Annotated in this window: 22 protein-coding genes; 14 read left to right on the forward strand and 8 right to left on the reverse strand. The window is 70.1% G+C overall.

What is annotated here, in order from left to right; genetic code table 11:
- Positions 1-32: 32 nt before the first annotated feature.
- The 4 genes from ACZ60M_RS07310 to ACZ60M_RS07325 are packed head-to-tail and all read right to left on the reverse strand — an operon-like array spanning position 33 to position 3,119.
- On the reverse strand, positions 33-935 hold the full coding sequence (locus ACZ60M_RS07310) for an ABC transporter substrate-binding protein (protein ID WP_465415639.1): 903 nt from the start codon (positions 933-935) through the stop codon (positions 33-35).
- Positions 932-1,651: an ABC transporter permease gene (locus ACZ60M_RS07315; RefSeq protein ID WP_465415641.1), complete on the reverse strand. Its 720-nt coding sequence runs from the start codon at positions 1,649-1,651 to the stop codon at positions 932-934. Before ACZ60M_RS07315 ends, ACZ60M_RS07310 begins: the two co-directional genes overlap by 4 nt.
- A complete protein-coding gene (locus ACZ60M_RS07320) occupies positions 1,648-2,310 on the reverse strand; it encodes an ABC transporter permease (RefSeq protein ID WP_465415643.1) in 663 nt (220 codons plus the stop codon). Before ACZ60M_RS07320 ends, ACZ60M_RS07315 begins: the two co-directional genes overlap by 4 nt.
- A complete protein-coding gene (locus tag ACZ60M_RS07325; protein WP_465415645.1) occupies positions 2,307-3,119 on the reverse strand; it encodes an ABC transporter ATP-binding protein in 813 nt (270 codons plus the stop codon). Before ACZ60M_RS07325 ends, ACZ60M_RS07320 begins: the two co-directional genes overlap by 4 nt.
- Positions 3,120-3,196: 77 nt before the next feature.
- Between ACZ60M_RS07325 and ACZ60M_RS07330 the strand changes: the two genes are divergently transcribed.
- The 4 genes from ACZ60M_RS07330 to ACZ60M_RS07345 all read left to right on the forward strand — a co-directional run bounded on the left by ACZ60M_RS07330 (position 3,197) and on the right by ACZ60M_RS07345 (position 7,775).
- The gene (locus ACZ60M_RS07330) at positions 3,197-3,715 is read left to right on the forward strand and encodes a PadR family transcriptional regulator (protein WP_465415647.1); all 519 of its coding nucleotides are present in this window, start codon (positions 3,197-3,199) and stop codon (positions 3,713-3,715) included.
- Positions 3,716-3,723: 8 nt separating this feature from the next.
- A complete protein-coding gene (locus ACZ60M_RS07335) occupies positions 3,724-4,692 on the forward strand; it encodes a zinc-binding alcohol dehydrogenase family protein (RefSeq protein ID WP_465415800.1) in 969 nt (322 codons plus the stop codon).
- 126 nt (positions 4,693-4,818) lie between these two features.
- Positions 4,819-5,637 carry an NAD(P)H-binding protein gene (locus tag ACZ60M_RS07340; protein ID WP_465415649.1) on the forward strand — a complete coding sequence of 273 codons (819 nt, stop codon included), beginning with the start codon at positions 4,819-4,821 and terminating at the stop codon, positions 5,635-5,637.
- Between the two features lie 155 nt (positions 5,638-5,792).
- On the forward strand, positions 5,793-7,775 hold the full coding sequence (locus ACZ60M_RS07345) for a potassium transporter Kup (protein WP_465415651.1): 1,983 nt from the start codon (positions 5,793-5,795) through the stop codon (positions 7,773-7,775).
- A gap of 50 nt (positions 7,776-7,825) precedes the next feature.
- Here ACZ60M_RS07345 and ACZ60M_RS07350 read toward each other — a convergent pair whose 3' ends face one another.
- On the reverse strand, positions 7,826-8,692 hold the full coding sequence (locus ACZ60M_RS07350) for an SDR family oxidoreductase (RefSeq protein WP_465415653.1): 867 nt from the start codon (positions 8,690-8,692) through the stop codon (positions 7,826-7,828).
- Positions 8,693-8,789: 97 nt separating this feature from the next.
- Here ACZ60M_RS07350 and ACZ60M_RS07355 point away from each other — a divergent pair, with 97 nt between their 5' ends.
- The 3 genes from ACZ60M_RS07355 to ACZ60M_RS07365 all read left to right on the forward strand — a co-directional run bounded on the left by ACZ60M_RS07355 (position 8,790) and on the right by ACZ60M_RS07365 (position 13,392).
- Positions 8,790-9,182 carry a winged helix-turn-helix transcriptional regulator gene (locus tag ACZ60M_RS07355; protein ID WP_465415655.1) on the forward strand — a complete coding sequence of 131 codons (393 nt, stop codon included), beginning with the start codon at positions 8,790-8,792 and terminating at the stop codon, positions 9,180-9,182.
- Positions 9,183-9,243: 61 nt separating this feature from the next.
- Positions 9,244-10,350: a PP2C family protein-serine/threonine phosphatase gene (locus ACZ60M_RS07360; protein ID WP_465415656.1), complete on the forward strand. Its 1,107-nt coding sequence runs from the start codon at positions 9,244-9,246 to the stop codon at positions 10,348-10,350.
- Positions 10,351-10,446: 96 nt separating this feature from the next.
- Positions 10,447-13,392: an RICIN domain-containing protein gene (locus ACZ60M_RS07365; RefSeq protein ID WP_465415658.1), complete on the forward strand. Its 2,946-nt coding sequence runs from the start codon at positions 10,447-10,449 to the stop codon at positions 13,390-13,392.
- A gap of 58 nt (positions 13,393-13,450) precedes the next feature.
- Here the strand turns inward: ACZ60M_RS07365 and ACZ60M_RS07370 are convergent, their stop codons facing one another.
- Positions 13,451-14,044, reverse strand: a complete 594-nt coding sequence (locus ACZ60M_RS07370) for a 3'-5' exonuclease (RefSeq protein ID WP_465415659.1) — start codon at positions 14,042-14,044, stop codon at positions 13,451-13,453.
- Between the two features lie 92 nt (positions 14,045-14,136).
- Positions 14,137-15,081, reverse strand: coding sequence for an aldo/keto reductase (locus tag ACZ60M_RS07375; RefSeq protein ID WP_465415661.1), 945 nt, complete (start codon positions 15,079-15,081; stop codon positions 14,137-14,139).
- Positions 15,082-15,331: 250 nt separating this feature from the next.
- On the opposite strand from ACZ60M_RS07375, the gene ACZ60M_RS07380 reads away from it, so the two are divergent.
- From ACZ60M_RS07380 to ACZ60M_RS07410, 7 genes are all read left to right on the forward strand, one after another.
- On the forward strand, positions 15,332-15,787 hold the full coding sequence (locus ACZ60M_RS07380; RefSeq protein WP_465415662.1) for an SRPBCC domain-containing protein: 456 nt from the start codon (positions 15,332-15,334) through the stop codon (positions 15,785-15,787).
- Positions 15,784-16,140, forward strand: a complete 357-nt coding sequence (locus tag ACZ60M_RS07385; RefSeq protein ID WP_465415664.1) for an ArsR/SmtB family transcription factor — start codon at positions 15,784-15,786, stop codon at positions 16,138-16,140. The genes ACZ60M_RS07380 and ACZ60M_RS07385 overlap by 4 nt, the downstream gene beginning before the upstream one ends.
- Positions 16,141-16,152: 12 nt before the next feature.
- On the forward strand, positions 16,153-16,596 hold the full coding sequence (locus ACZ60M_RS07390; RefSeq protein ID WP_465415666.1) for an SRPBCC family protein: 444 nt from the start codon (positions 16,153-16,155) through the stop codon (positions 16,594-16,596).
- 89 nt (positions 16,597-16,685) lie between these two features.
- Entirely contained in the window at positions 16,686-17,270 is a 585-nt protein-coding gene (locus ACZ60M_RS07395) for a hypothetical protein (protein ID WP_465415668.1), read from the forward strand.
- A 90-nt stretch (positions 17,271-17,360) separates the two neighbouring features.
- A complete protein-coding gene (locus ACZ60M_RS07400) occupies positions 17,361-18,023 on the forward strand; it encodes a class I SAM-dependent methyltransferase (protein WP_465415669.1) in 663 nt (220 codons plus the stop codon).
- Between the two features lie 63 nt (positions 18,024-18,086).
- Positions 18,087-18,731: a TetR/AcrR family transcriptional regulator gene (locus tag ACZ60M_RS07405; RefSeq protein ID WP_465415671.1), complete on the forward strand. Its 645-nt coding sequence runs from the start codon at positions 18,087-18,089 to the stop codon at positions 18,729-18,731.
- Positions 18,728-19,540 (forward strand): NAD(P)H-binding protein, encoded by an 813-nt coding sequence (locus ACZ60M_RS07410; RefSeq protein WP_465415672.1) that lies wholly within the window; start codon positions 18,728-18,730, stop codon positions 19,538-19,540. The genes ACZ60M_RS07405 and ACZ60M_RS07410 overlap by 4 nt, the downstream gene beginning before the upstream one ends.
- Here the strand turns inward: ACZ60M_RS07410 and ACZ60M_RS07415 are convergent.
- The gene (locus ACZ60M_RS07415) at positions 19,476-20,837 is read right to left on the reverse strand and encodes an APC family permease (protein WP_465415673.1); all 1,362 of its coding nucleotides are present in this window, start codon (positions 20,835-20,837) and stop codon (positions 19,476-19,478) included. The two genes, ACZ60M_RS07410 and ACZ60M_RS07415, sit on opposite strands and share 65 nt — an antisense overlap.
- Between the last annotated feature and the right edge of the window lie 4 nt (positions 20,838-20,841).

Consider the following 20,841-nt stretch of genomic DNA (forward strand, 5'->3'; position numbering starts at 1 on the left):
CACCGAGTGGTGCCGGGCCCGTTCACGTCGTACTAGAGGTTCGCCTCGGCGAGCCAGTCCTTCGCGATGGTCTCGGCGGGCAGCTCCTCGTTCACGCTGCGGGAGTTCATCCCGATGAGGTCCTCCGGGGTCATCGCGGCGCTCACCGCGTTGATGACCGCGGCCGCCTCGTCGCTCACGTTGTCGCTCGCGAGCGGCACCACGTGCGAGGCCAGGAACAGGCCCTTCGTGTCCTGCAGCGAGACGAGGTTGTTCGCGGCGATCGACGGGTCGGCGGTGTAGATGATGGCCATCTGGATGTCGCCGTCGTTCAGCGCCTGCACGGTGAGCGGGCCGCCGCCGTCCTCGATCGGCGTGAAGCCGACCTCGACGCCGTACGTGTCGAGCAGGCCCTGCGGGCCGTTCGGGCGGGTCTCCGCCTCCGAGTTGGCGCCCATGGTGATCGGCACGGTCACGTTCGCCAGATCGTCCACTGTGGCGAGGGACCATTCGTCGGCGAACGCCTGCGTCACGGTGTACGAGTCCTGGTCGGTCGCGCCCGACTGGTCGAGGACGCGCAGGCCCTCGGGCGTCGACTCCTGCAGGGCCGCATAGACGTCCTCGCTCAGACGGGCCTCGGTGTCGGGCACCCAGTACTGCAGCAGCGGGCCCGTGTACTCGGGGAAGAGGTCGATCGAGCCGCCCTCGATCTCCGGCAGGTAGGCCTCGCGCTGGCCGATGCGGAACTGGCGGTCCACAGTGAACCCGGCGTCTTCGAGGGACTGGGCGTAGACCTCGGCGATGATCTCGCTCGAGTAGTAGTCCTGCGAGCCGATCACGATGGTCTCTTCGGACTCGGAGCCGCCGCTGGAGAGCGGGTCGCCCGAGGAGCAGGCGGTGGCGGTGAGGGCGGCCGCGAGCGCGACCGCGCCCAGGGCCTTGGTGCGGGTGTTCATACAGTTTCCTTCTCTCGGGGTTTCTCGGGCTGTGCTGCCGCGCTTGACGATCGGGCGGGCGCGGCGATCCGCCGCGACGCAGTGCGCTGCGCGGCGGCGAGGAGGAGTTCGAGCAGGAGGGCCAGCGCGGCGACGAGGAGCGCCCCGGCGAGCATCTCGGCGTAGTCGCGGGATTTGAGGCCGGAGAACAGGTACCGGCCGAGGCCGAAGTCGGCGGTGTAGGCGGCGAGGGTCGCGGTGGCGACGACCTGGAGCGTCGCGGCGCGCAGGCCGCCGATGATCACGGGCGCGGCGAGCGGGACCTCGACTTGGAAGACGACCTGCCTGGGGCTCATGCCGATCGCTTTGGCGGCGCCGGTGACCGTGGAGTCGACGTTCTGGACGCCCGCGTAGGCGCCCGCGAGGACGGACGGGACCGCGAGGACGACGAGGGCGATGAAGGGCGCGTCGAGGCCGATGCCGAGGGCGAGGCCGAGGAGGGTGAGGAGGCCGAGGGTGGGGATGGCGCGGGCGGCTCCGGCGATCGCGCCGATGACGCCTGCGCCCTTGCCGGTGTGTCCGATGAGGACGCCGGTGGGGAGGGCGAGGACCGCTGCGGCGGCGACGGCCGCGAAGGTGATGGCGAGGTGCTGGAGGACGCGGGTGGGGACGCCGCCGGGGCCGGTCCAGTTGGCCGGGTCGGCGAGCCAGGCGAGGGCGTCGAGGAAGAGGTTCATGTCGTCTTCCCTTGCAGGCGTTCGCGGTGCGTGTTGGTCCACGGGGTGAGGATGCGCCCGGCGGTGACAAGGGCGGCGTCGAAGAGCAGGGCGAGGAGCATCGTGGCGATGACGCCGGTGGCGACTTCGGCGGGGATGCCGCGCTGGAAGCCGTCGGTGAGGAGCGTGCCGAGGCTGGGGACGCCGATGAGGGCGCCGATGGTGACGAGGCTGACGGTGGAGACGGCGACGACGCGGACCCCGGCGAGGAGCACGGGGACGGCGAGCGGGAGGTCGACGCGCCAGAAGACGCTGCGGGGCGAGTGGCCCACGGCGACAGCGGCTTCGCGCACGCGCGGGTCGACGGAGGCGAACGCGTCCGCGGCGGAGCGCACGAGGAGCGCGAGGCCGTAGACGGTGAGGGCGATGACCATGGTCGCGGGCGAGCGCAGGGGGATGCCGAAGACCACGGGGATGATGATGAGCAGGGGCAGGGCGGGGATGGCGTAGAGGAGGCTGGCCGCGCCTAGGACCGCGCCGCCGAGGCGGGGGCGGCGCTGCGCAAACCGTCCTATGGGGACGGCGAAGAGGACGCTGAGGAGGATCGCGGGGGCGCTGAGGAGCAGGTGGTCGCGGGTGAGTTCGATGACCTGCGGCCAGTTGTGGGTGAGCCAGTTCAAGGTGCGAGCACCCCCACGGGCCGCCCGGCGGCGTCCACGGCGATGGTGCGGCCGTCCACTTCGGTGATGTGGAGTTCGCGTTCGGCGCGGTCGGCGCCGACGAAGTCGCGCACGAAGTCGTCGGCGGGCGCGCCGAGGATCTCGGCGGGGGTGCCGCGCTGGGCGATGACGCCGCCTTCGCGCAGGACGACGACTTCGTCGCCGAGGAGGAAGGCCTCGTCGATGTCGTGGGTGACGAAGACGATGGTCTTCTGCAGTTCGGCTTGGAGGCGCAGGAGTTCGTCCTGGAGTTCGCGGCGCATGATCGGGTCGACGGCCCCGAAGGGCTCGTCCATGAGCAGGATGTTCGGGTCGGCGGCGAGGGCGCGGGCGACGCCGACGCGCTGCTGCTGGCCGCCGGAGAGCTGGCCGGGGTAGCGGCGCCCGGTCTCGGGGCCGAGGCCGACGCGTTCGAGGAGTTCGCTTGCGGCCGTTCGGGCCTGGCGTCTGGGGACGCCGTTGAGGACGGGCACGGTGGCGATGTTGTCGAGCACGGTGCGGTGCGGGAGGAGGCCGCCGTGCTGGAGGACGTAGCCGATGGAGCGGCGCAGGGCGACGGGGTCCTTGTCGCGCACGTCCTCGTCGTCGATGAGGACGCGGCCGGAGGTGGGCTCGACCATGCGGTTCACGGTGCGCAGCAGCGTGGACTTGCCGGAGCCGGAGGAGCCGACGAGCACCACGGTGCGGTGCGACGGCACGACGAGCGAGAAGCCGGCGACGGCGGTGGTCTGGCCGGGGTAGGTCTTCGACACCGATTCGAACTCGATCACAGCGGGGTCCCTGCTGAGTGGGGGCAAAGCGGTCACGGCCCAGTGTATACAACGATTCGAGGTATAGAATAGGACATGTGATCGAACTGATGATCCTGGGTTTTCTGGCGGAGGGGCCGCTGCACGGGTACGAACTGCGCCGCAAGATGGCCCAGCTGCACGGATACTCCCGGACCTTCAGCGACGGCACGGTCTACCCCGCGATCAACCGGCTCGTCGCCGCCGGTGCCATGGTGCGGGAGCTGCACCCGGGGCAGGCGGCCGCGCAGAAGGCGATCCTCAAGCTCACCGGCGAGGGCCGGGAGCGGCTGCAGCGGATGCTGCGCGACGCGCACGGGTACGACATCACGGACACGGGCCGGTACTTCGTCGTGCTGGCGTTCCTGTCGCAGCTTCCTGACGCGGCGGAGCGGGACGCGGTGCTGCGCCGCCGCCTCGCGTTCCTCGACCAGCCCGCGAGCTTCTTCTACGAAGGGGCGCACCCGATGCGCGCGAAAGAGGTCGAGGACCCCTACCGGAACGGGATGCTCGTCATCGCCAAGGCCACCAGCAGGGCCGAACGGGCCTGGCTGCGCGAACAACTCGAGAGGCACTGATGAACACCATGCGAGCCGTCGTCCTCGACGAACCCGGACCCGTTGAAAACCTGCACCTCCGCGAGCTGCCGGTGCCCGAACCGGGCGAGGGCTGGGTGCGGATCAAGGTGAAGGCGTTCGGGCTCAACCGGTCCGAGCTCCACACCCGGCTCGGCCTGGCCGAGGGCGTGACGTTCCCGCGCGTGCTCGGCATCGAGGCCACGGGCGTCGTGGACGCCGACCCGAGCGGCACCTATGCCGAAGGGCAGCAGGTGATGGCGATGATGGGCGGCATGGGCCGGGTCTTCGACGGCGGGTACGCCGAGTACACGTGCGTTCCGCTCAGCCAGACCGTCCCGTTCAAGTCCGAACTGGACTGGGAGCTGCTCGGCGCGGTCCCGGAGATGCTGCAGACCGCGAACGGCTCGCTCACCGTGGGCCTCGACGCGCAGCCCGGCCAGCGCCTGCTCATCCGGGGCGGTACGTCCTCTGTGGGCGTCGCGACCGCGATCCTGGCCAAGCGCATCGGCATGACCGTGCTCGCCACGACCCGCAGCGAGGCGAAGGCCGACGCGCTCGTGCGGGCCGGGGTCGACCACGTGATCGTCGACGACGGGGACGTGGCCGCGCAGGTGCGGCGGCTCTTCCCTGAGGGCGTGGACGCGGCGCTGGAGCTGGTGGGCACGCCGACCCTGCCGGACACGTTGCGCGCCACGAAGGTCCACGGCACCGTGTGCTTCACCGGGATGCTCTCGAACGAGTGGATCGTCAAGGAGTTCTACCCGATCGGCTACCTGCCCGCCGGGGTCCGGCTCACCGCTTACTCAGGCGACGCGAGCGACCTCACGCCCGAGGTCCTGCAGTCCTATCTGGATGATGTGGCTGCGGGGCGGGCGGCCGTGCCGCTCGACCGGGTCTTCGGCCTCGACCAGATCCGGGACGCCCACGCGCTCATGGAGTCCGACGGCGCGAAAGGCAAGATCGTCGTTATCCCTTAGTCCTAGGACCAGCGGTGTAGCGCGACCGCGCCGCTGGTCCGATGGCGTTGCACCCCAGCATCCTTAACGTTGGCCGGGCCGCCACGGGAGCCGGTCCGGCTCCGGGCGAACCGAGAGGGAACAGCGATGACCATCCTCATCACCGGTGCCACCGGGAACGTCGGACGACACCTCGTGGAGCGCCTCCACGGCGCAGGGCAGCCGGTCCGGGCCCTCACCCGCGACCCGGCCAAGGCGGACCTGCCCGCCGGGGTCGACGTGCGCGCCGGGGACTTCACCGACCTCGCGAGCCTCGAAGCCGCATTGGAAGGCGTCACCGCACTGCACCTCATGACCACCTTCGGGCCGGGGAACACCACCGTGCCGAACAGCCGCGACCTCGTCGCCGCCGCCGTCAAAGCCGGGGTCCGGCGCGTGACCCTCCTGTGGAACGGCTACACCGGGCCCGTCGAGGAGGCCGTCGAGGACTCCGAACTCGAGTACACGCACCTGCGGCCCGGCGAGTTCATGTCGAACGCCCTCGGCTGGGCCGGGCAGATCCGCGCCGAAGGGGTCGTGCGCGAGGCGTACGGCGAGGTCGGCCACTCCCCCGTCGACGTGCGCGACATCGCCGACGTCGCCGCCAAGGCCCTCACCGGGGACGGCCACGCCGGGCAGGCCTACATCCTCACCGGCCCCGAAGTGCTCACCGCCCCGCAGCAGGTCGCGGCCATCGCCGCCGCGCTCGGCCGGGACGTGCGGTTCGAGGCCGAAGACCCCGAGGGCGCCAAGGAACGCATGCGCGCCATCGGGATCGAGGAGCACGCCATCGAGTACGTGCTCGACTGGCGCGCGAACCCGCCCGAGTTCGCGCGCAACGTCTTCCCCACCGTCGCCGACGTGACCGGCCGCCCCGCGCGCACCTTCGCCGCCTGGGCCGAGGACCACGCCGACGCCTTCAGATAAAAGATGAGGGTCCCGGGCTTTTGCCCGGGGCCGACTCGCAGGTCACAAGGTGTTCCTGATTACGCCAGTCGGTAGTCGGGAACCCGTTTCGCGCGGTATCGTCCACCGGTCGGATCGGACCACTGGTGCCCGGTCCCCGAGAAGGAGAAGCCGTCGTGACCGCCCAATTCGACGCGAGCCCATCCGGTTCCGCCCCCGCACCGGAACCGTCGCCCGCGTCCGCCGCACCCGCCGTATCCGCCCGCGGCACACTGAGACTCGCCCTCGCCGTAGGCGCCCTCGGCGTCGTCTTCGGCGACATCGGCACCAGCCCCATCTACGCCCTGCAGACCCTCTTCAACCCCGCCGACCCCCACCCCGTCCCGATCACCGACGCCAACGTCTACGGGCTCATCTCCCTCATCTTCTGGTCGATGATGATCATCGTCACGATCTTCTACGTCATGCTCGCCATGCGCGCCGACAACGACGGCGAAGGCGGCATCCTCGCCCTCATCACCCTCATCCGCCGCCACGCCCACGGCCGCGGACGCAAAGCCAGCCTCATCCTCGCCGCCCTCGGCATCTTCGGCGCCGCCCTCTTCCTCGGCGACTCCATGATCACCCCCGCGATCTCCGTGCTCTCCGCCGTCGAAGGCCTCAAGGTCATCGACCCGCACCTCGAGACGTGGATCATCCCCATCACCGCCGTGATCATCGTGCTGCTCTTCGGGTTCCAGCGCAAAGGCACCGCCACCATCGGGCGGCTCTTCGGGCCCGTCATGATCGTCTGGTTCCTCACCCTCGCCGTCCTCGGCATCCGCGGCATCCAGGGCCACCCCGAGGTCCTGCGCGCCCTCAACCCCGCCTACGCGATCGACTTCCTCTTCGGCCACTTCCACATCGCGTTCTTCGCCCTCGCCGCCGTCGTCCTCACCTTCACCGGCGCCGAAGCCCTCTACGCCGACATGGGGCACTTCGGGCGCAAGAACATCACCACCGGCTGGATCTTCCTCGTCTTCCCCGCGCTCCTGCTCAACTACATGGGCCAGGGCGCGATGATCCTCGAAAGCCCCGCCAACGTCACCGGCCCGTTCTTCCTGCTCGCTCCCGAATGGGGCCGCATCCCGTTGACGGTGCTCGCCACCGCCGCCACCGTGATCGCCTCCCAGGCCGTCATCACCGGCGCGTACTCCGTGGCCTCCCAGGCCTCGAAACTCGGGTACCTGCCGCGCCTGCGCATCTCCCACACCTCCGAGCACGAGATCGGCCAGATCTACGTGCCCTGGATCAACTGGCTGCTCATGGTCTCCGTGCTCACCCTCGTGTTCGGGTTCCGCAGCTCCGAACACCTCGCGTACGCGTACGGCATGGCCGTCATCGGCACCATCACCATCGTCACGCTCCTGTTCTTCTACGTCGCCCGCACGCAGTGGCAGGCGCCCCGCTGGCTCGTCTTCATCGGCGGCGGCCTGCTCCTCGCGTTCGACCTGCTGTTCCTCGCCGCCAACTCCACCAAGCTCGTCCACGGCGCCTGGCTCCCGCTCGTCATCGGCGTCGCCGCGTTCACCGTCATGGTCACCTGGCAGCGCGGCCGCGAGATCGTCACCGCCAAACGCGGCCGCCTCGAAGGCCCGCTCCGCGAGTTCCTCGCCCGGCTCCACGGGGGCGAACCCAAGGTCGCCCAGGTCCCCGGCGCCGCGATCTTCCTCAACCGAGGCGTCGAGACCGCACCGCTCGCCCTGCGCGCCAACATGGAACGCAACCACGTGCGGCACGCCCAGATCGTCATCCTCTCCGTCGAGGTCGAACCCGTCCCGCGCGTCTCCGAAACCGACCGCGTCATCGTCGACGACCTCGGCCTCGCCCACGACGGCATCATCCACGTCACCGCCCGGTTCGGCTACATGGAAGCCCAGGACGTGCCCGCCGCGCTCCAACTCGTCAAGTCCCGCCAGTCCGAGGGCCGCAAACTCAAGCTCAAGGACGCCACCTACTTCCTCTCGACCATCCAGCTGCGCTGCGGCCCGAAGAAGACCATGGCCCTGTGGCGCAAACGGCTGTTCATCGCCACCTCCCACATCACCGCCGACGCCGCCGACCACTTCAAACTCCCGCGCGAGCGCACCGTGATCATGGGCTCCCACATCGACGTCTGAGCACGCGAAAACGGCCCGCGGGGGTTTCCCCGCGGGCCGTTTCGCTGTTCTTAAGCCTGAGCGGCCTGCAGGCCCTCGGTGATCGAGTGCGCGATCGGCGTGGTCGGACGCCCGATCAGCTTCGACAGGTCGCCGGTCTGCACGGCCAGCAGGCCGCGCGAGATCGCCTCGTCGACACCCACGAAGATCGCCGCGAGCGGGTCGGGCAGGCCCGCGCCGACCAGGATCTCGCGGTGCTGCTCGCCCGGCACGCGGCTCACCGCGACCTCCTTGCCGAGCTGGCGCGAGACCTCGGCCGTGTACTCCTCGAACGTCCAGGCGTGGTCGCCGCTGAGCTCGTACTCCTTGTTCTCGTGGCCCTCGGTGGTGAGCACCGCGACCGCCGCCGCCGCGAAGTCGGCGCGGGAGGCGCTCGCGACCTTCGCGCCTTCGGTCGTGCTGGTCAGGACGCCGCCGTTCGCGATCGCCTGGCCCAGGGCGCCGGTGTAGTTCTCGTGGTACCAGCCGTTGCGCAGCAGCACGTACGGCAGACCCGAGTCGATCAGGTACCGCTCGGTGATCTGGTGCTCGCGCGCGAGCTCGAAGTCGGCGGCCGGGCCGCCGAGGACGCTGGTGTAGCCCAGGAGCGCGACATTCGCGGCCTTCGCCGCGTCGATGACCGCCTTGTGCTGCGGCACGCGCTGGCCGACCTCGCTGCCGGAGATGAGCAGGACCTTCTCGCCTTCGCGGAAGGCGTCGACAAGGGTGGACGGGTCGCTGTAGTCGGCGACGCGGACCTCGACGCCGAGCTCGCCGAAGCGGGCGGCCTTGGCGGCGTCGCGCACGACGACGGCGATCTCTTCCACGGGGACCTGGTTGACCAGGCCTTCGACGACGAGCTGGCCGAGTTGGCCGGTAGCACCGGTGACGACGATCATTTCTTGCTCCTTCAACTGTCGGTTGCGTCTACCATTGCACTTACCAAATGAAAGCACAATCAATTCGAAAGTACTGTTGCGGAGGTAACATCGCGTCATGAGCACCCAGCCCACCGAACTCGTGCCCGGCTTCGAAGTGCAGGCCGCGGGCTGCGAGTCGCGCATCATCCTCGACCACATCACCGGCCGCTGGGGCACGCTCATTCTGCTGGCCCTTCACGAGGGACCGATGCGGTTCAGCGAAATCAGGCGCGCGGTGCAGGGCATCAACGAGAAGGCCCTGTCGCAGAGCCTCAAGCACTTCGAGCGCGACGGCATCGTCGACCGCCTCGCCCCCGAGGACGGCTACCCGTCCCGCGTCGAGTACCGGCTCACCGAGGTCGGCGCCGGGCTCGAAGCGCGCCTGCGCGAGCTCGTGGTGCACCTGTACGACGAGATGCCGAAGGTGCTCGACTCCCACGCCGCGTTCGACGCGCGCCGCCCGTCCTAATTCTTCAGTCGACCTGTTCGAAATCGCAGGTAGCGGCCGCACGTCGGCCTAGACTCGGGCCATGGCTGCGCAGGTCCCCCGAGCGGAAGAGCTGCGGCCGGGCACGGCCATTCCGCGGTGGGTCCGGCTGCTGCCGCTGCTAGCCCTCGGCATCGCCGTCGTCACCCAGGTCTTCTCGGACGACCAGTTCCACGCCGGCATCGCGATGACCGTCGTCCCGCTGCTCGCCGCGTTCGTGCTCGGCCCGCTGTGGACCGCGATCATCTCCGCGGTCGCGCTCGCCCTCATCGCCGCGCCCCTGCCGATCACCGAGGGGTTCGACCTCGTCGACGACGTGGTCGTGGGCATCATCTTCGCCACGGCCGTCGGCATCTCCTGGTTCCGCAAGCGCTTCGAGACGGGCCTGGTGACACTGATGAGCGTCTCCGAAGCGGCGCAGCGCGCGGTCCTGCCGGAGCTCCCTGCGCGGGTGGACGACCTGGCGTGCGCGGGGCTGTACCACTCGGCGCAGCGCGGCGCGATGATCGGCGGGGACCTGTTCGACGTGCGGCCCAGCCCGTTCGGGGTGCGGATGATCCTCGGCGACGTGCAGGGGCACGGGCTCGAGGCGGTGGGGACCGCCTCGATGCTGCTCTCGGTGTTCCACGAGGCGATCCTGGACGAGGAGGAGCTGGCCGGGATCGCGTGGCGGCTGGAGCGGCGGCTGCTGGAGGACGCGGCGCACGGGTACGTGCCGGAGCTGTTCGCCTCGGTGCTCCTGGCGGAGTTCGCGGAGGGGTCGGGCGAGGTGCGGCTCCTGTCGTGCGGGCATCCGCCGCCGCTGCTGCTGCGGGGCGAGCGGGTCGAGGAGGTCGACCTCAAGCCCGCGCCGGTGCTGGGGCTGCGGCTGGCGGCGCCGGTGCGGCCGAGCGGGACCGTGTCGGTGGCGTTCGGCGAGGAGGACACGCTGCTGGCGTTCTCGGACGGCCTGGTCGAGGCGCGGGACGCGGACGGGAACTACTATCCGCTCGCCGCCCACCTTGCGGGCCTTGTGGTCCCGTCGGCGCCGCGGCGGCTGGTGGAGTTCGTGTGGGAGGACGCGGCGCGGTTCGCGTCGCGGATGGACGACGACGTGAGCATCCTGGCGGTCACGCGGGTGGCCAGGAGCGCGAGGCGGGCCGCCGGGTAGGTTTTTCAACCCGTTATACAAAGGGTGTTCACAAGCGTTGAGTTCTGTGCGAATATTCAGATCACTCGATCGCACCCCCCTTTGAAGGAGACAACGATGTCATCTCCCCGACCCAGGCGCGGGCGCCCCCTGGCCGCGGCAGGCGCGGTAGGCCTCGCCGCCGTCGTCGCCGCATCGGCGCTGCCGCTCCTCAACGCGGGCGCCAACGCCCAGGAGACCGCGGCGACCGCCGTCAACGTCACGCTCGACCCCTCCTACCAGGGGCAGCAGTTCGAAGGCTGGGGCACGAGCCTCGTCTGGTTCGCGAACGCCACGGGCGGCTACCCCGACGAGATCCGCGATCAACTGGCGGAGATGGTCTTCGGCGACGAGGGCCTCAACCTCAACATCGCCAGGTACAACATCGGCGGCGGCAACGCCCCGAACATCGACAACGAGTACCTGCGCGGCGGCGCCTCCGCCGTCCCCGGCTGGTGGGCCGCCCCCGAGGGCACCACCCAGGCCGACAAGGACTGGTGGGACCCCGAGAACCCCGAGCACTGGAACTGGGACGCCGACGCGAACCAGCGCTGGTGGATCGACCAGGCCAAAGACGACGTCACCCACTGGGAGGCGTTCTCGAACTCCCCGCCGTACTTCCAGACCGTCTCCGGTTACGTCTCGGGCGGCTTCAACTCGAACACCGACCAGATCCGCACGGACACCGTCGACGAGTTCGCGGTCTACCTGACCGAGGTCATGGAGCACGTCGAGGCCGAGCACGGCATCGAGTTCGACACCGTCGACCCGCTCAACGAGCCCAACACGAACTACTGGGGCACCCAGCTCGGCGCCGACGGCGTGCAGCCGACCGGCGGCGGCCAGGAGGGCGCGCACGCCGGGCCCGAGCTGCAGCAGCTCGTCGTCAACGCGCTCGCCGCGCAGCTCTCGGAGTCCGAACTGGACGCCGTGGTCTCGGCGATGGACGAGACCAACCCGGGCCGGTTCAGCACCAACTGGAACGCGTACACCGAGGAGTCGCGGGCGAACGTCGGCCAGATGAACGTCCACACCTACGGCACCGGCGGGCGCACCAGCGTCCGCGACCTCGCCAAGGGCAGCGACAAGCCGCTGTGGATGAGCGAAGTGGGCGGCGCGTGGACGAACGGCCAGGACTACACGTCCATGGAGAACGGCCTGGGCATGGCCACCCGCATCACCGACGACCTGCGCGAGCTGGAGCCGTCGGCGTGGGTGCTGTGGCAGCCGGTCGAGGACAAGAACCTCGGGCACAGCTGGGGCTCGATCCAGCTCCCGTTCGACTGCACCGCTGAGGACACGCTCGAGACCTGCAAGATCGAGACGAACACGAAGTACCACACGATCCGGAACTTCACGCACTACATCGAGCCGGGCGACTACATCATCAGCACGGACGACACCTCGACCACGGCCGCGATCAAGGACTCCGAGGACGCGGCGGTCGCCGTGTACACCAACAACGCCGAGAACGCCGTCCACGTGACCCTCGACCTGTCGAAGTTCGGCTCGGTCGACTCCGGCGCGACGGTGACCCCGGTGGTCACCAGCGCCGACGGCGCGCTCGTCGAGGGCTCGCCGGTCGTCGTCGACGGTACGTCCGCGACCCTGACGGTGCCCGCGAAGTCGGTCACGACCTTCCAGATCGACGGCGTCTCGGGCGTGAACGAGGACGCGGCGATGGTGCAGGAGCACCACGTGTACCGCTTCGACGGCGTGCAGTCGGGCAAGTCGATCGCGCCGTCCGAGGACGGCACAGGCATCGTGCTCAAGACCGACGACGCGTCCAGCGCCGCCCAGCTGTGGGAGATCGACCAGCTCACCGACGGCCTCTCGAACCGCGAGGTCTACACGATCGCCAACGCCGACACGGGAACCCGCTTGGCGGTGGCCGACGGCCTGGCGGTGCTCGAATCCGCTGAGGGCGAGGCTTCCGAAGCGGCGCAGTGGTACCTGTCGACCACGGGCGACGGCACGTACGTGCCGGTGAACGTCGGCACCGGGCTGGTGCTGGACGTGTGGGGCGAGGCCACGGCCGACGGTTCGCCGGTCCAGACGTACTCCCCCACTTCGGCGAGCAACCAGCGCTGGACCCTGACCGACGAGACCGTGCTGAGCACCGCCACCGTGGCGGCGTACACGGTGCCGGGCTTCACGCCCGAGCTGCCTGCGACGGTGGCGGGCGTCTACCGCGACGGCGTGCGCGGCGCACTCCCGGTCGTGTGGGAGATGCCGAGCGAGACCAAGTGGGACAAGAAGGGCACCGTGACCGTGAAGGGCACGGCGACCGACGCGCTCGGGAACACGCACCGCGCCAAGGCGAAGGTCAGCGTCGACACGTTCGCGAAGACCGCTCCGGCCTCGGCGAAGACCTACCCGGGCTTCACGCCCGACCTGCCTGGCACGGTGACGGCGATCGGCAGCCGCGGCACGCAGGCGACGGTGCCGGTGGTGTGGGAGGAGGCGCCCGAGGGCGCGTTCGACGACTACGGCACGGTGACCTTGGGCGGCACGGCAACCCTGATCGACGGCTCCGAGCTTCCGGCCCACATCGATGTCGAGGTGACCGACCCGATCGAGGTCAACGTCGCGCTCAACGACGGCGTGACCACGTCGGCGACGTACACCGAACCGGGCTACTCGACTGAGGCCCTGCGCAACGGGAACCTCACGGACAAGGGCTGGTCGAACTGGAAGTCCGGTCCGTTCAACACCGAGGACACGATCACGGTGACGCTGCCGGAGACGCGCGACGTGACCCGCGTGGTGTCGCACTTCTGGAGCGACGGCGGCCGCAACAGCTACGCCGACACGCTCCAGGTGCAGTACCTGGACGCGGCGGGCGTGTGGCAGAACGCGGGCGACGTCGTGGACGTGCCCACGGGTGAAGCGCCGATCATCGACGTCGAGGTGAACGCCGAGGCCTCGGCGGTCCGGGTCGCCATGACCGCGGGCAGCGGCGGCACGGTCGGCTGGATCATCCTCAGCGAGATCGAGGTCTTCGCGAAGGCCCCGGCCGTCTAAGGGAGCGAAACGGAGGCCCTCATCGCCGGAAGGCGGTGGGGGCCTTCGGCATGTTCGGCTACTTGCGGCGGCAGGTGTCGTAGCCGCCGTCGTAGATCCGGCCCCAGTCGACGCGGGCCGACTTCAGGAGGCCGTCGAGCGAGTCGACGCCGTGGGCGCGCTGCTGGGCGACGAGGATGCCCGCCGCGGCGAGCGTGTCCGACGCGGCCTCGTGGTGGCGGGTGAGGTCCACGCCCGCGGCCGCCGCCACATCGGGCAGCCGGTACGAGCGCATCGGCCACGTCTGCTTCGCGATGACCATGGTGCAGGCGTACCGGATCGCGGGCCACGGCAGCCCGGTCGCGGTGTTCGCCGCCCGGATCACCGACGTGTCGAACGACGCGTTGTGCGCCACCAGCGGGTCGCCGCCGACGAACTCGCTCAGGCGCGCCCACACCTGCCGCCACATCGGCGCGCCGACCACATCGGAGGCCTGGATGCCGTGGATCTGGGTGTTGCGGTACTCGAACCGGTCGTGCCCGGCCGGGGGCCTGATGAGCGACGCGAACCGGTCGACGACCTCGCCGCCCTTGACCCGCGCCACCGCCACCGAGCAGGCGCTCGCCCGGCTGCCGTTGGCGGTCTCGAAGTCGATCGCCACCCAAGAGTCCATCTGCCGCCCTTCGCTTGAGAGGTCCGAAGGTTAGCAGCGGACGGGTAAGGCCCTTACCGCCGTTCGACGGTAAGGGCCTCAGTGTCTCGCGGTCAGGCGCCGATGACGTCGGAGAGCGCGGTGAGCTCGTCCGCTTCGTCGCGGGTCAGCTCGAGTTCGGCTGAGGCCAGGAGCGGGACGAGCTGCTCGGCCGTGCGGGCGCCCGCGATCGGCGCGGCGATCCCGGGCCGGGTGCGCGTCCACGCCAGCGCGACCGACGCGATCGCGACGCCGCGCGCCTGGGCGATCTGGTCGAGCTTCTCGATGATGGCGAGCCCGGACGGGTTGAGGTGCTTGGCGGCCGAGCCGCCGCGCACGCTCTGCTCCAGGTCGGCCTCGGTGCGGTACTTGCCGGTGAGGAACCCGGACGCGAGCGCGTGGTACGGCAGGCCGCTCAGGTCCTCGGCCACGGCGATGTCGCGCAGGCCGGGCTCGAAGGTGCTGCGGCTGACCAGGCTGTACTTGGGCTGCAGGGCGACCGGGCGGGCCGCGCCGATCCGCTCGGTGATGTCGAGCCATTCGCGCACACGCTCGGGCGTGTAGTTGGAGACGGCGATATGGCGGATCTTGCCGTCGATGACGAGGTCGTTGAAGGCGGTGACGGTCTCTTCGAGCGGCGTGTCGGGGTCGTCGAAGTGGGCGTAGTAGACGTCGATGGCCTCGACGCCGAGGCGCTTGAGGGAGGCCTCGGCGGCGGCGCGGACGTTGGGTCCGGCCAGGCCCTTGTACTCGGGGTGCTGGGAGACCTTGGTGGCGACGAGGACGTTCTTGTCGCGGTTCTTGGCGAGCCAGGTGCCGATGACGGTCTCGGACTCGCCGCCGGAGTTGCCGGGGGCCCAGGCGGAGTAGGAGTCGGCGGTGTCGACGAGGTTGCCGCCCGCGGCGGCGAACGCGTCGAGGACGGCGTGCGCCTCGGCCTCCTCGGTGTTCCACCCGAAGGTGTTGGTGCCCAGGACGAGGGGGTGGATCTCGATGTCGGTCCTGCCGAGCTTGGCCATGTCGAACCTCCGTGCTGTGGTTGCGTTCCCGGGACGCGTGGCGTCCTGCTTCCGATGGTGTTCCGTCGGCAATCCTGCCACGCGTCCCGCGGGTGCAGCGCCCGTTTGTGAACGATCGTCCTGAAACCGTTCGCGGGCGTGTTCGATCAGACCTGCCCGGTGGGCCTGAACCTTTAGCAACAAAAGGTTGCACGTTCCCATCTTCTGCGGTAGCGTGATGTGCAACCAAACGTTGCGAAAGGAGCCGGGTATGGAACTCGGATCGATCGAGCGGGAGATCCGCATCGATGCCTCGCCGGAGGTCGTCTTCGACGTGGTCAGCAGCCCCGAGCACCTGAAGGAGTGGTGGCCCGACGAGGCCGAGCTCTCCCCCGCCGGGGACGGGCGCATCGGCTTCAGCCAAGGGGCCGACGGCGTCATGTGGCAGCGGCTCACCGTGGTCGACGCGATGCCGCCGCGCCACTTCTCGTTCCGGTGGACGCACGCCGAGGGCGAGACCGCCGCCGTCGGGAACTCGTACCTGGTCGTCTTCGAACTCGAGCCCGCCGGGACCGGCACGCTCCTGAAGATGACCGAGACGGGCTTCCGCGAACAGGGCTGGGCCGAGGCGAAGGTCGCGGCAGAGCACGCCGACCACGTCACCGGCTGGGACTACTTCCTGGCGCGGCTGACCCCGTACGCGGAGAAGGTCGGAGCGGGGCGATGAGCACGGCAGTCGACGACGACCTCTGGTCGGCGATCGGCGACCCGACCCGCCGCCGCATGCTCGACCTGCTGCTCAGCGAAGGCAGCGGCACGGCCACCAGCCTGAGCGACCGGCTGCCGGTCACCCGCCAGGCCGTCGCGAAGCACCTCGCCGTCCTCGACCGCGTCGGCCTCGTGCACGCCGCGACCGCCGGGCGCGAGAAGCACTTCCGCGTGGACGAGGCCCAGCTGGCGCGCGCCGTCGCCCAGCTCGGCGCCGTCGGCTCCGCGTGGGACTCCCGGCTCCAGCGCATCAAGCGCCTCGCCGAGACCATCGAACGCCAGAAACAAGCATCCCCGAACGAAGAAGAGTAGAAGGAGCACGCCATGGTCGACATCCTGCACCGCATCGGCACCGAACACAGCACCCCTGAACAGGTCTACGAAGCGCTCACCACCATCGACGGACTCTCCGGCTGGTGGACGGAGCGGACGAGCGGCGGCGTCGCGATCGGCGAGGTGATCGAGTTCCGCTTCGAGGCCGGCGGCTTCGACATGAAGGTCCTCGAACTCGAACCGGGCAAGCGCGTCCTCTGGGAGGTCGTGGAAGGCCCGGCCGAATGGGTGGGCACGACAGTGCACTGGGATCTGCGCCGCGAGGGCGACTTCACGTTCGTGCTCTTCAAGCACGAGGGATGGCGCGAACCGGTCGAGTTCATGCACCACTGCAGCACCAAGTGGGGCTCGTACCTCCTGAGCCTCAAGCAGTACCTGGAGAACGGCAAGGGCGCCGCGCACCCGAACGACGTGCGCATCGCCGACTTCGACTGACACGCTTTCCTATTGCTGTTACTACCCGCGAGTAACCAAGTGGTGGCAGTGAATGACGGGTTTGCCCTTACTGGTTATGATTCGCGACCATGACCACCATCTTCGAGGTGTTGACTTGGGGCCGTGAGGGAACCAGGGTCGACGGCCAGCTCACCAGCCGTCTCGGCCCGGACGTCGAGTTCCCCCGCGGCCCCGAGTTCGCGCTGCAGCTGCTCATGGACGCCTGGTTCCAGGGCTTCGGCACGATGGCCCTCGACCTCGGCACCGCCAAGGAGTTCGAAGAATGCTTCGAACTGTTCCTCGGCAAGCAGATCTGGACCGACTCGGAAGGCCACCTGCTGGACGCCGACACCAAGGAGCCGGTGCGCCCCAAGGTGAAAGCCGCCGACCACTACGCCGACCGCCTCGACGGCTCGAGCGGCCGCTCCGGCGGGTACGACTACCTCGTCCTCAAACCGCAGTGCGAGGAGTTCCAGCGGCGGGCCGAGGCGATCATCGACGCCTTCACGATCGAGGGCGAGCCGGGCAGCGAGAAGGCCCGCTTCACGATCGAGGCCGCCGACCCGAAGTACGTGGTCCACATGGAACAGCACCTCTACTTCAAGACCGCTTTCAGCGGCAGCAGCCATGCACGTCTCGGCCAGAGGCAGTGTCCAGAACGAGGCACAGGTTAGTCAGCCTCCAGGACGACGGCACCCCGGTCGCGGAGCGACTCGAAGAGAGGCCCGGCACGCATCCGGGCGGCAGCGGTAGGGTGTCGGGCCATGGGCGACAACGGGTATGAGCGCGCCACGCGCGAACGGTACGACCACTTCGCGGGCGAGTACTTCGCACAGTTCCGCGATTCGCTGGAGCGCAGGCCCTTCGACCGGGCGATGATCGGCGCGTTCGCGGAGCTGGTCAAGGATTCGGGGAACGCCCGGGTCCTCGATATCGGCTGCGGTCCGGGGTACGTGACCGATTATCTGGGCGGACTGGGGCTGGAGGCCTCGGGTGTGGACCTGTCGCCCGAGATGATCGCGCTGGCGCGCGGGGCGTATCCGGACCTCGGGTTCGCTGTCGGCGACATGACCGCGGTCGACCTGCCGGACGGCGTCCTGGGCGGGGTGATCTCGCGGTCTTCGGTCATCCACATGCCGCCGGAGCGGCTGCCCGCCGTGTTCGGCGAGTGCCTGCGGCTGCTCGCGCCGGGCGGGCATCTGCTGCTGATGTTCCAGGCGCACACCGACACCTCGCAGCTCGCGTGGGCGTTCGACCACACGGTGACGACCGCGTACCGGCTGTCGGTCGGGCGGGTCGGCGATCTGTTGGCCGAGGCCGGGTTCCAGGAGGTGGCCCGGCAGATCGTGGCGGCGGAGGAGGACCCGAGGCGGGGCTTCCACCACGGCTGCCTGCTGGTCCGCAAGCCGGGAGGGCAAGCCGAGTGAGGTAATCATCCTCACAGATAATTTAATTATCCGGTTGGTTGATTACGTGGTAGCGTCTTCGGTATGGAACCGAAGAGGCCTGGTCGGCGCTCCCCCGAGTCGGCGGAGCGGGTGCGGGATGCCGAGCGCACCAAGAGGAAGCTGCTCGAAGCGGCCATGACCGAGTTCGCCGCCAACGGGTACGAAGGCGCCCGCGTCGGCGAGATCGCCGCGCGGGCCGGGGTGAACAAGCAGCTCATCAGCTACTACTTCGGCGGCAAGGAAGGCCTCTACCGGGCGATGCAGCGCGAGTGGCTCGAGTCCGAGCGCCAGCAGAACGCGCCGGACGTGCCGCCCGAGGACGTGCTCCGCTCGTACCTGCGCCACAACCTGCGCGACCCGAGGATCGGCCGGTTCGTGCTGTGGCAGGCGCTCACCGAGGACATGCCCGAGGAGGAGTCCCAAGAGGACGCCGACGGCGAACTCGAGCGGATGCGGCTGCGCCAGGAGCGCGGCGAGATCGGGGCCGATCTGGACCCGGCGGCCGTGCAGATCGCGCTCATGGGCCTGACCATCGCTCCGGTCGTCTTCCGCCGCACCGCGAAACGACTCTTCGGCGTCGACATCGACGATCCCGAATTCGAAACCAGATACGGCGACACCCTGTCTCGCATCCTCGCGAGGCTCGCCGAGGAAACCCGGAACCACCCTGAAAGGAACACCCAATGACTGTTCTCGACAGCGCCGTTCTCGTAACTGGCGCCCGTGGCGCCATCGCGCGCAATGTCATCAACCAGCTGCTCGACGCGGGCACCCCCGTGCGCGCCGCCAGCCGCGTCCCCGGCGCGACCGACCTCCCGGCGGGCGTGGAGCCCGTCCGGGTCGACTTCACCGCGCCCGAGACCCTCGCGCCCGCTTTGGAAGGCGTCGAAAAGGTCTTCCTGTACGCCGCCCACGAGGGCATCGAGGCGTTCACGGCCGCAGCGCAGGAGGCCGGGGTGAAGCACGTCGTGCTCCTCTCGTCGGCTGCGTCTGCGGACCCGTCGAACGCGATCGGGCTCATGCACTACAAGGTCGAGCAGGCGCTGGAGGCCTCCGGCATCCCGTGGACCTTCGTCCGCCCGGCCATGTTCGCCACCAACTCGCTGTGGTGGGCCGAGTCGATCCGCAAGGAAGGCGTTGTGCGCCTTCCCTACCCGGACGCGCCCGTCAACCCCATCCACGAGCGCGACATCGCCGAGGTCGTGTTCGCCGCGCTCACCGAGGACGGCCACCAGGGCCGCACCCACGTGGTCGACGGACCCGGGCACCTGACGCAGCGCCGCCAGGCCGAGCTGATCGGCGAGGCGATCGGGCGGGAGATCGAGGTCGTGGAGCTGCCGCGTGAGGTGGCCGCGAAGTTCATGCCCGAACCGGTGCTCGACATGCTCGCCGCCGGGTCGACCGAGGTCTGGGGTCCGACCGCCGAGGCCGTCACCGGCCGACCCGCCCGGACCTATGCGCAGTGGTCCGTGGACCACGCCGACGACTTCCGCTGACCTGCAAGGAAACCGGGATCGCCTCCCGTCGTGCCGGACTCCGGCGCGGCGGGAGGTTCTTCACTCTCAAGTAGACGTATGCGAGCACGGCGATGCCCAAGGGCAGCAGCAGGTACCAGGACAGTGCCGTGCCGATGGCGGCCGTGCAGGCCGTGGCGATGACCGCCCGGACGCGGGCTTGGCCCTGGAGGAGGCGCACCGCCGCCGCGCAGGCCAGGACCGTGACCGCCGCGAGGACCGCCGAGGTCGCGCGCATCTGGGTGTCGAGGCCGAGGCCGAGCCAGGTGGCGCCGGCGAACGCGGTCCCGGTGAGGACCGCGAGGACGGCGAGGCTGCGGTGCGGTGTGCGGCCGGGTTCATGGCCCTTCGCGAGCGGTGCGGGCATCGCGCCGTCGCGGGCGAGCGCCGCGCCGAGGCGGGACGCGCCCGCGATGAAGGTGTTCATGGCGCCCAGGCTGAGCAGTGCCGCGCAGACGGCGGTGAGCGGCGCCGCGGCAGGGCCGAAACCGAACGCGAGCAGGTCCGTGAGCGGGACCGCGGAGTCGGCGGCGCTGCCGCCGAGCGCTCCGGCGGTGGCGGTGGCGAGCGCAAGGTAGACCGTCGCGACGACCGCCAGGGCCAGGGCGGTGACGCGGCGCAGTTGCCTTGCGGGGTCGGAGAACTCGCCGGAGAGGTGGCTCGCGGCTTCCCAGCCGGAGAACGCGTAGAACAGGACGGCGGCGGCCGAGAAGATCCCGGCGAGGCCGTGGGGTGCGAAGGGGCGCAGGTTCGCCGGGTCGAAGTGCGGGAGCGCCGCGATGCAGGCGACGGCGAGGAGCGCGATGAGGAGTCCCATGAGGACGAGCTGCGCGCCGCCGGAGAGGCGCAGGCCGATGTGGTTGGCGGCGAACGCGACCGCTATGAGTGCGGCGGCGATGAGAGTGGTGGCGGTGCGGCCGAGTCCGGCGGCGTCGGCGATGTAGGCGGCGCCGACGAGGGCGGCCGAGCTCGCGCCGACCGGGATGACGCTGAAGAACCACCAGCCGCAGACGGCGGCGGCGCGGTCGCCGAAGGCGGCGCGGGTGAAGGTGGCGACGCCGCCCGCGTCGGGGCGGCGTGCGGCGAGTTCGGCGAAGGTGGCGGCGACGGGGATGGAGAGGATGAGGAGGGCGACCCAGGCGACGAGGGCGGCGGGCCCGGCGGCGCGGGCGGCGAGGCCGGGCAGGGCGAGCACGCCGGGGCCGAGGATCGCGCCCAGGTAGAGAGCGGTGCCGCGGGCGGAGCCGAGGGTGCCGCGAGGGGGTGTCCGGTCGTTCATGTGG

Source organism: Glycomyces sp. NPDC050141, from assembly GCF_055586545.1.